General features: G+C 43.0%; 5 protein-coding genes. 2 read left to right on the top strand and 3 right to left on the bottom strand.

Going from position 1 to position 10,086, the window contains the following annotated elements; genetic code table 11:
• On the bottom strand, positions 1 to 3,675 hold a 3,675-nt coding region (locus GS399_RS15830; RefSeq protein ID WP_160845614.1), incomplete at its 3' end, for a beta strand repeat-containing protein.
• A 508-nt stretch (positions 3,676 to 4,183) separates the two neighbouring features.
• Here GS399_RS15830 and GS399_RS15825 point away from each other — a divergent pair.
• Entirely contained in the window at positions 4,184 to 4,783 is a 600-nt protein-coding gene (locus tag GS399_RS15825) for an AAA family ATPase (protein WP_160845613.1), read from the top strand.
• A 40-nt stretch (positions 4,784 to 4,823) separates the two neighbouring features.
• Positions 4,824 to 5,060: a hypothetical protein gene (locus GS399_RS15820; protein WP_160845612.1), complete on the top strand. Its 237-nt coding sequence runs from the start codon at positions 4,824 to 4,826 to the stop codon at positions 5,058 to 5,060.
• Between the two features lie 247 nt (positions 5,061 to 5,307).
• On the opposite strand, the gene GS399_RS15815 is transcribed toward GS399_RS15820, so the two are convergent.
• Together GS399_RS15815 and GS399_RS15810 are read right to left on the bottom strand one after the other, a co-directional pair.
• Entirely contained in the window at positions 5,308 to 6,198 is an 891-nt protein-coding gene (locus GS399_RS15815; protein WP_160845611.1) for a PorP/SprF family type IX secretion system membrane protein, read from the bottom strand.
• A 17-nt stretch (positions 6,199 to 6,215) separates the two neighbouring features.
• Entirely contained in the window at positions 6,216 to 9,914 is a 3,699-nt protein-coding gene (locus GS399_RS15810) for a T9SS type B sorting domain-containing protein (protein WP_160845610.1), read from the bottom strand.
• Positions 9,915 to 10,086 lie beyond the last annotated feature (172 nt).

The following is a 10,086-nucleotide window of genomic DNA, read 5'->3' as shown; positions in this document are numbered from 1 at the left end:
GATTGTACCGCTTGCCCTACCTGAAGCACAACCTCCAGTTGCCGTTACCGTATAAGGGAAAGATCCACTTACAGTTGGCGTACCACTGAGGGTCACAACGCCAGTTCCCGAATTGAAAGCCAGGGTTACTCCAGTTGGCAAAGTCCCGGTAGTAATTGTTGCATCGGTTGCATTCGTTGTATTAAAGGTAATTGGTGTAATCGCTGTATTAATACATTTCGTATCGTTTACACTTGCGCTGCTCAGCGTAATCGTTGTATTCGGATTAACCGTGATAATCGCCGTCGTAGAATTAGCGCTAGTACATCCTCCGCTCTGTACCACCGCCCTATATCTGGTAGTAGTTGTTAAATTTGTATAAGTTAAACTCGTTGTTGTATTTGTTATTGCACTCCAGGTAGTCCCGTCTGGCGACGATTCCCATCTTATCACGTTCCCTGTCTGCCCGCTTAGTGTTAAGGTGCCGCTATTCGTTCCGGTACATACCGTGGCATTTGCGCTAACGCTTCCCCCTACGGATGCTGAACTAACTGTAATCGTTCCGCTTAAACTAACATTAGTACAAGGACCGCTGGTTGTTACAGTATAATTAAAAGTTCCCGTACTTGTTGGTGTTCCGCTTATTGTAAAAACATTTCCGGCGAAGGTCCCTGTCATGCCTGTAGGCAGACTTCCGGCGGTGATACTTGCACCGGTACCTCCGCCCCCTACCGTATATTTAACAGGCGTTACGGCTGTATTTAAACAAGCGGATGTTGAAGCACTTCCTGCTGTAAGCGTAAGAGTTGAATTTTGCCTAACTACAAGAACAAATTCGTTTGAATTGGTTGGACAGGTGTTAGATGTGATCTGTACCCTTCCCCGAAAACCTAAATAAGCCGATGGAATATTTGTGATATTAATCGTTGCCGTCGTCGAACCGACTACTTTTGGATAAAAACCACTACCCGGATCGTCATTGATATTTTTCCAGGACGCTCCGCCATCATCCGAATATTGCCATTGATAAGAAAGGCCACTGCCCGTTGCAGCAACGGTGTTCGTAAACGAATTTGACTGACAAATATTTTGATCTGTTGGTTGTTGCGTGATAACCGGATTTTGCAATGTGATAGCAAGTGTTGAAGCCGAGCTCGACCCGCATGGAGTATTTGCGATTACTGATAAAGTACCGGATGTAGCATTCGCTGCAAAATTTATAGAAACGCTATTGGTGGTGCTGGTAAATGTGGCTCCGCTTCCCGAATAATTCCAAGTATAAGATGTAGCTCCACTTACTGCCGCCACTCCATACGACTGGTTAGACGCAGGGGCACAAAAAGAACTATTGCCCCAAATAGAACCGGGGGTTTCGGCGCCGTTAGTATTATAATAAACAGTGTTACTTGGATATGTACAATATCCGGAGATCGTTAATCTTCTAAAATAGGTTGAGGTATTAATCGTTGCAGCTGTGTACTGCTGGCTTGTAGCTCCAGCTATATTGGTAAAGTTTGTACCATCTGCAGAGCTTTGCCATTGAAACGTGTGTGTGTTATTGTTTCCACCGGACGGATAAGTACCATCGATATATTTATTAGTAAAACTTCCGCAAGTGGTGGTTGAACCCTGAGCGGTAATACTATTTCCTGTTACCGTTGGAGTAACGTAAAAAGCAACATAATCACTTGTCGATATACAGCCGCTTGTTACTTTTCGTCTGTAAGCAGTAGATTGTGTTATTACTCCGGGATCATAATCCTTTGAAGTTGCGCCTGAAATATCCGAATATGCTCCGTTAGTGCCAAAATTATATGGGTCCGTATTAATCTGCCATTGATAAGTTGCTCCTGAAATATTAGATCCGGTCAGATTAATATTAGTTGGTGAACTTGTAATACAAAACGTTGTTGTTGTCGGCGCCGCAATTATATTAGCAGCACCAACTGTTACGACAACATTTTGGGTATTTGGACAACTATTTGCCGTAAGCATAACTACGTAGGTCACATCAACCGGACTGCCGGTCGTATTAATCAACGTCTCGTTTATACCGGCTCCGTTCCCGCTTGAAGCGGCGTTGCTGATACCAGTAACCGCCGCGCGGGTCCAGCTAAACGTTGTACCGCTTGTGGAGCTTGTGGCGGTGTAGCCCAAAGCCGTATTGTTGCATACCGAAACTGCTGCAGCACTTGATAACACCGGAGGGGCATAAACAGTTACCGTATGTGCAGCAGACTTTGGTCCGTTAACACCAGTTGCAACAGCTGTAATAGTTGCGATTCCTGAAAAGCCCGCAGCCCAGGTAACTAGCCCTGTAGAGGAATTAATCGTTCCCGCCGTCGTAGGTGTCAACGAATAGCTTATGCTTGTTGAGTTATTCGCGGTAGCAGAATAGGTAACTGTTCCGGATCCCTGGCACCGCGAAGAGGAACTTCCACTTGTAAATACTGGTGTTGCTACATCAGGACCTACATTTATTGAGACCTTGGCATCGTCGCATTGGGGGTTTGATGTATTATTATTACAAACGCTATAGGTAAATTGATCCGTACCATAATAACCTGCTGTTGGCGTATAAGTAATGGCGCCGGTGCTGCTATTCACTGAAGTTGTTCCGTGCAGCGGCGCGATGGTTACCGTAACACTCGAAACTTTTAATGCGGCTGAAGGTTTGTCATTTGCTAAAACATCAATGCTGGTTGACGTATTTATCGCTGTTGAAGCATTATCATCATTTGCACTTACGACTTGGATTGCCTGATCGTTAAATGCTAAAAACGCGGGATCGCTGGAACCATTTAATTTGTATTTTAAAATTAAGGCAGGTGTATAATTCGCTGATGTAATACCGAAGGCGCTCAGATCTGCAGCCCAAATCCGAATCGGGCGTTCGGTATTGGTATATTGTACAGCTCCATCAGTTGCCCGGTAAAAATCGATCATCCAGTTACCTACAGAAGGACTAAGAGTATGGTTTATTGCTACCCTATTTCCAACTAATGCGCCTGATCCATCAGTAAAATATACTGAATCTAATGTAGCATCCGGCTGGGCAACCTGGCTTACAATGATATCCGGAATACCATCATTAATTTGCGCAGGTGTGATAATTCCGCCAAAGTCGAAAGTTAGGGTACCTGCTTTAACGTTTGCAATACCAGTCCCGATATTTAATCCGTTGATGCCGTCAGTTAAAAAATCTGAAACATTTGCTGGAATCGAAAAATAAGGAGGCGTAACGGCTACACTCAGCGTACCGTCTTTCATTGCTCCTACGCCCGGCAAAGAACCTGCATCGAGCGCATAATTCCGAACCGGGAACGCCTGAAATCGCATAGGTGTAAATGTTACGCCCTTACTGGTTAGCGTTGCATCATTTACGCCTGTCGAATAGATCGTCCCATTCCATTTAAATGCCAATACATTATGATCATTATCGGGTTTCACCGAACTTGTGGCCAGGTTTCCTGTAGTTCCAGATCCTGAAGCCCAATAACCTTTATAATCGGTGTAAATTTCTGTAATCCCAGATTGACCGTATGATTTGCAAAATGAAAGTGCGATAAAAAAAAGCAAGAATGCCTTTTTTACCAGAGCCGTGCTAAATCTGGTAGAGAGATTTCTATTTATTCCAAAGAATTTGTTAATGGATAAAATTCTATATTTCAGAATGACAAGTAAAGATTTTCTCATGCAAGCAGTTCAGGTTCTCGCATGCGAAAAGAAATTATTGTGCCACGGCCTAATTAAAATTTCACAGTTATACACAATTGATTGTGCAACTGCTTCCGACGAAGGTTCTTAACGCGCCGGTATAATTGATTTTTTTGCTAACGAAAGCATTAAACTTATAATAGATATCACTTTAAATTACTTTAAAGTACATTTTCCTTATTTTCTAACATTCTTGTCTATAAAACGAAACTAACAAACACTTTAATCGTATACATGAGGTTTTGAACAATCTCAACATTAAAATATTCTTTTGCACGAGTAAACGCGATTATCATTTTTCTCAGTTTTGTGATGATCGGGGTACACAATGCGGTCACAAATATCCCCACGCCTATTTTAACAGCTCCGTAGCTGACTTCATCGAAGAAAAAATATATTTTTATACATAAATACATATAAACAAAAGCCTAGAATTCTAAATTTTGACATTATTCTATTTTTAGAATTCTAAATTTATATTTGCCGCATGGGAAAAATTATCACAATTGCTCATCAGAAAGGTGGCGTCGGAAAAAGCACGCTCGCCCTAAACTTTGCCGCCTGTTTTAAAGATCAGTTAACCGTCGCGCTTGTTGATATCGATTTACAAGGGAGTCTTTCAGACCTGAAAGAAGAACACCCTGAATTGACTATTATAAGTGAAGATCATTTTGAAAAAATCCGTTCTCTGGATTACGATCTCATCATTGTTGACACACCACCTTACCTTACCAATCGCTTAGCTGATCTTTTTCTGATTTCCGATTACATATTAATTCCTACCAAAGCGGGCTTCTTCGACGTAATGGCTATTCGCTCGACACTTCAACTTGTAAATGAAGCTAAAAAGCAAGACCCAAGTCTTAAGGCGGGCATCGTTATGAATATGATTAAACACCGTTCCGGAATAACGAAGGAAGTTAAAAATTTACTTAAATCGTTTAGCATTCCGATGCTTAAGACCATCATCCATGATCGTGTTTCTTTTGCACGTTCGCCGATAACAGGTGGAGTGTTGCAAAGCGAAGATGAAAAGGCAAAAGAAGAAATATCCTCACTAGCTGAGGAAATAATTAATGCTCTATAATACAATATTACATAAATTTGTATATCTATAATTGTAAAAAATGACCGACTATAAAAACAAACTGGGAAATCTTGCGAATAAATTAAAGACTGAACAGCCTAAAATGCCAATCCAGGAGGTTACTCCGATTAAACAAAAAATTAAGGAAGAAGAAGCTCAGCTTAACGTTTGGATCCCGAAAGTGCTATTGAAAAAAGTAAAATCACACGGAATTGAACATGACCTCTCGTTAAAGGAAATGGCGATACAAGCCTTAACGGCTTACATAAATGCATAATTCTTCATCAACACCAAAAACTTTCAACTCCTCTTTAGCGATGTGTAAGCGAGTTAACAATTATGCATATATGTAAATCTACATCCAGGCACTTTACCATTATTTTCTAGAAGTTAATACGTTCCAAACCGACATACATAATTATAGAAATTTACAATTCAAACTTATACATATTTACATAATTATTCATTTACATATAAAAAAAGGCGTCACTTTGATGCCTTTTTTTCATAGTTTTGATTTTCGCTTACAAGTGAAACTTCAAATTAACCTCAAACTCTCCCGCTGTGTACCCCTGCATCATAGGGTTTTCAGTCGTAAACATTCCATTGATGGTGAATTTCTGCCGGAAGTTCATACCTAACCCGAACGTTGTAGATTTGGTAGTGTGATACATAGCCATCAGGATCAGTTGCTCATTAAGCAACGTTGCATTGGCTCCGAAATCAACGATGTTATCCATTCCGTGAATGCCGCGATAACACAGCATCGGCTCAACATTGAGCCCACCATTAGAGGAAAATTTATAACTAACAGCGCTGTAGAACGTCTCGTAATCGAAAGTAGACAGATCGTCGTCGCGATTTAAAAACTTTTTTAATCTTGGAACCGCTCCCTGGATAGTCAGGCGTTCGCCGGTGTAAGCAATACCGAAATCACCATCCAGGTATGCGCTGCGCTGATTAAACTGAGAAACGAGCGGATCCGCGTTACTTCCTATAACATCATTCGGATCAATCCATTCATTACTTACGCCAACCGACAAGCCGAATCTAAGCTGCTTGCTACCTTCGGGATTAAATTTTACCCGGTAAACATAGGTCCCCAGGGCCCGCAGGCTTTTAATCAAGCCGGCCTTCTCATTGTACAAGTTCACTCCAAGGCCAACATGGTCGCTCGCGCCATAGTCTGCTGTTACACTGCCCTCAAAAGGTGCACCCGGCAATGCATTCCATTGAGCTTTGAATCCGAAATTCAAGGCAACTTTTTTATCGGTGAGACCGGCCATTGCCGGGTTAAACTGGTACTGGTTCTGGAAAAATGACGCTCCCATTGGGTTTATTTGCGCATTTCCGTTTGCTGATAGAAGACACACTGATCCAATCAGCAAAAGCGCTTTTAGATAGATTTTGTTCATAAGACTAAGTTTTGATATTATCTGATCACAGTAATGAAGCCCTTTAGTGCTCCGACATTTTTAAAGGTTATAATGTAGTAATAGGTGCCCTGCGTTAACGGTTTCCCATCAAAACTACCGTCCCAGCTGTTATTGTAGCCGCTTGCAGAATAAACCAGCCGACCGGCCCGATCAAAAACATCAACCTTGTTGTCTTTATAATAGTCAATGTTTTTCACGACCCAGGTATCGTTATTGCCATCGTTGTTTGGCGTAATTACATTATTAGGAATTAATGCGTAATCTTCCTTCACGATCACAGTGATCTGTGCGATGCTGCTGCAGCCTGAAACATTAGACACGGTAACCCAATAGGTAGTCGTTTCCTGCGGACGGACTTTCAGCTCAGCAGCGTCTGTACCTCCGATTATGCCATTTGCTGCTGACCATTTGTAAGTCGATCCGCCCTCTGCTTTGAGGATGATATCATCGCCCTTCGAAATACTAAGGCTTTTTTCAGAACTGATTTTTGCAACAGGAGGGGCTGTCACAGTTATTTTAAATTTGCTAAAGGCTGTGTTAATTCCTCCATGGTCTACCCCGCCATTATCTGTTACTGAAAGCGTAATCCAGGCTGTACCTGTCGCGCCTGATTTAAGTTTATAAACTAATTCGCCTGATGTTCCATTTACCTTTATTACAGACAGCTTGTCAAACATTGCGGCGTTGTCCGCGGATGCCGCCAGTTCGATCTGCTGTCCTGCTTCCGGACCTGCGGATAAGCCGCTTATAGAAAGGCTTTTCTCGGATGCGTCGTAGCAGATTGCCTGATCGGAAATCGCCGCTATTTGAGGTGCTTCGTTGACATCTAATACATTAATATTGAACAGTTTTTCAAAATATTCGCCACTATTATCAGTCGACCTGACACGGATGGAATAACTATTTTGGCTTTCGTAATCGAAAGAGGCAGCAGCTAGCAGATTGCCACTGTTATCGATATCAAAAGATGCATTACCTCCACTACCTGGACCCGGTACAAGAGAATATACAAATCCTGAAGAGCTATCGTAGTCTACTGAGCTGAATTTGCCTATTACCGCTCCATTGGCATTATTCTCGTAAATTTGAGAATTGCTTAACGCAATATCCACAGGCGGTTCATTAACGTTGATCAACTTAACTGTAACTACCTGCAGTTCGCTTACATTAGTACCATCACTTACTGTAACACCCAGATGAAAAACCTGCCGGCTTTCGAAGTCAAGAACTTCACTGTTTGCAACAGTAATTATCCCGGTTGCCGGATTAATTGCAAATGCATTATTGTCATTCCCGTTAACAAGTGTCCAGCTGCTGAAAGTTGTACCTGCGTCAGGATCGGAGGCTTCCGGTGTGCCGACATAAGTACCGACTGGCAATTTCTCCACAATTGTGAATGTCGCCGGCGCAATAACAGGTTTGTTGTTGACCGGTGGGGCTGGCGGGACCGGCTGAGTACTTATCGTTACGTTTTCAGCGGTTGAGATACATCCCGCAGCCGTTTTAATAGACACCATGTAATTTCCTGGTTGTAGGCCGGTAAAAACACCGCTCGTATTTGAAAAATCCGACCCATCGATAGAATAGGTAATACCGGCTTCCGGGGCAGGAGCTATTACGGTAATTGTGCCCGTGGCGATTTGGTAAGTGGGTTGTGCAACAACAAGTACAGGAGCCGTTGGTGTCGAGGGTTGCTGATTGATAACAACTTCCACAGCCGCTGATATGCAGCCTGCTGCATTTTTTACCGTGACGGGATATGTCCCCGGCAGAAGATTTTTAAACACTCCACTAACATTCAGATATATAGATCCATTGATTGAATAAGTTTGGCCTGCTGCAGGCGCCGGTGAACTTATACGGATCGAACCCGTAGCCAACGAACAATCTGGTTGGGTGACTGCAAGAACCGGAGAGGATGGAATTTCCTGTTTATGTAAACACGCCTCAGTAACCGTTGAAATACAGCCTGAGCTATTTTTCACAGTAACCTTATACATTCCTGGCACCAAATTTTCGAATACGCCGCTCGTATTATCATACGTCAGCCCGTCAACTGAATAAGTTTGGCCATCTGCCGGAATCGGCGACGTGATTTTGATAGCCCCTGTAGTTGTGGAGCAATTCGGCTGAGTCAAAGCTAGCACAGGCTTTTGTGGCAGCGTTTGCTTCAATATGGTTACCTCGGTGGCATCTGAAATACAGCCGGCGGCACTTTTTACGGTAACCATATATTTCCCGGCTGCCAGGTTTTTAAATACACCGCCAACGTTCTGGTAAGTCGTTCCGTTGATGGAATATGTCTGACCTGTTGCAGGCGCAGGGGAATTGATCCGAATGATACCTGTTGAGGTAGTGCAGTCAGGTTGCGTTACTGCTACAACCGGTGCATCAGGAGCCTGCGGCTGTTTATGTACACAAATCTTCGTAGTATCAGAAGTACATCCCGCGGCATTTCTGGCAGTAACCGAATACACCCCTGATGAAACATCGTTAAAAACACCTGTAGTGTTAGAATACGACACGCCATCGAGAGAATAGGTTGTTCCATTTGTTGCGGCAGGTAAGGAAACTTTAATCACGCCAGTAGCCCTGTTACAGTCTGGCTGTTTTACAGTTGCGACAGGTTTCGATGGCTTTGCCGGCTGGGCGTGAATACAAACTTTTGTCACATCAGATATACATCCATCGGGACCTTTTACGCTTACCAGGTAATTTCCGGGCTTAAGGTTTTTAAAGACGCCCCCTATATTTTGGTAAGTCGTTCCGTTGATGGAATATGTTTGACCTGTAGCCGGTGCCGGCGAGGTAATTCTGATGATCCCGGTGGCTGTTATACAGTCTGGTTGCGTCAGTTGCACTGTTGGTTTTGCAGGAGTTTGTGGCTGTGGATGTATAGATACAATCGCGGGTGCGGAAATGCATCCCGAAGCTGTTTTATAAGTAACCGAATAATTTCCGGGAACGAGGTTTTTAAAAACCCCGCCAACATTCAGGTAGGTTGATCCATTGATGGAATATGTCTGACCACTGGCGGGTACGGGCGACGTAATCCTGATTGAACCAGTTGCCGTTGTACAGTTTGTTTCGACAACTGTTATTGTTGGCTTAACCGGAGTAGAGGGCTGAGGATGAACACATACTTTGGTCTCAGCCGAGATACAGCCAGCAGCATTTTTTACCGTAATTGTGTAATTTCCTGATACTAGTCCCGTGAAAACACCGCTGGTGTTAGCATAGGTAATCCCATCAATTGAATACGTGAGGCCCGCAGCTGGAGCTGGCGCCGTTACTTTTACAGTTCCCGTTGCAGTTTTGCAGGTAGGCTGAGTAACCGACGCTACAGGCTTTGAAGGTTTAGCTGGCTGTTTGTGAATACAAACTTTACTGGCCTGCGATATTTTACCGCTGGCATCTTTGTATGTCACGGAATATGTTCCCGGTACTAAATTTTTAAAAATGCCGGTCGTATTTGTATAGGAACTGCCGTTGATTGAAAAGTATAATCCCGCACCCGTTAGGGGATTTGTCACTGTTATAGTTCCCGTTGCAGTTGTACAGTCTGGTTCGACGATAGTTACAATCGGCTTGCTTGGAGCCGGGTCTCCCAACGGTTTGGCTATACTCGTTGTTAACGGCAAACCACTATTTAGTATTACTAAAAGAAAAATTAGAAGCGTTAATTTTATTTTCATAAGCACCAATTCTTTCCCGAATGAAAGGAAATTTAAGTGCCACGTGACGACCAAAAATTAACTTGTGCTATATTTGATTATTTGCGAGAAAGGATAACACACTTTGCACAAATCAGCAAAAATCATCTTGAATATTCGTGAATCCGGGATATATCCAGAAAGGAAATATCAA

The organism is Hufsiella arboris, from assembly GCF_009834875.1.
GTDB lineage: Bacteria > Bacteroidota > Bacteroidia > Sphingobacteriales > Sphingobacteriaceae > Hufsiella_A > Hufsiella_A arboris.
This window is presented reverse-complemented; position numbering and strand designations above follow the sequence as displayed.

Bases quoted from the DNA above. Each gene is read 5' to 3' on its own strand.
- GS399_RS15825 (WP_160845613.1), top strand. From the start codon at position 4,184: ATGGGAAAAATTATCACAATTGCTCATCAGAAAGGTGGCGTCGGAAAA.
- GS399_RS15820 (WP_160845612.1), top strand. From the start codon at position 4,824: ATGACCGACTATAAAAACAAACTGGGAAATCTTGCGAATAAATTAAAG.
- GS399_RS15815 (WP_160845611.1), bottom strand. From the start codon at position 6,198: ATGAACAAAATCTATCTAAAAGCGCTTTTGCTGATTGGATCAGTGTGT.
- GS399_RS15810 (WP_160845610.1), bottom strand. From the start codon at position 9,914: ATGAAAATAAAATTAACGCTTCTAATTTTTCTTTTAGTAATACTAAAT.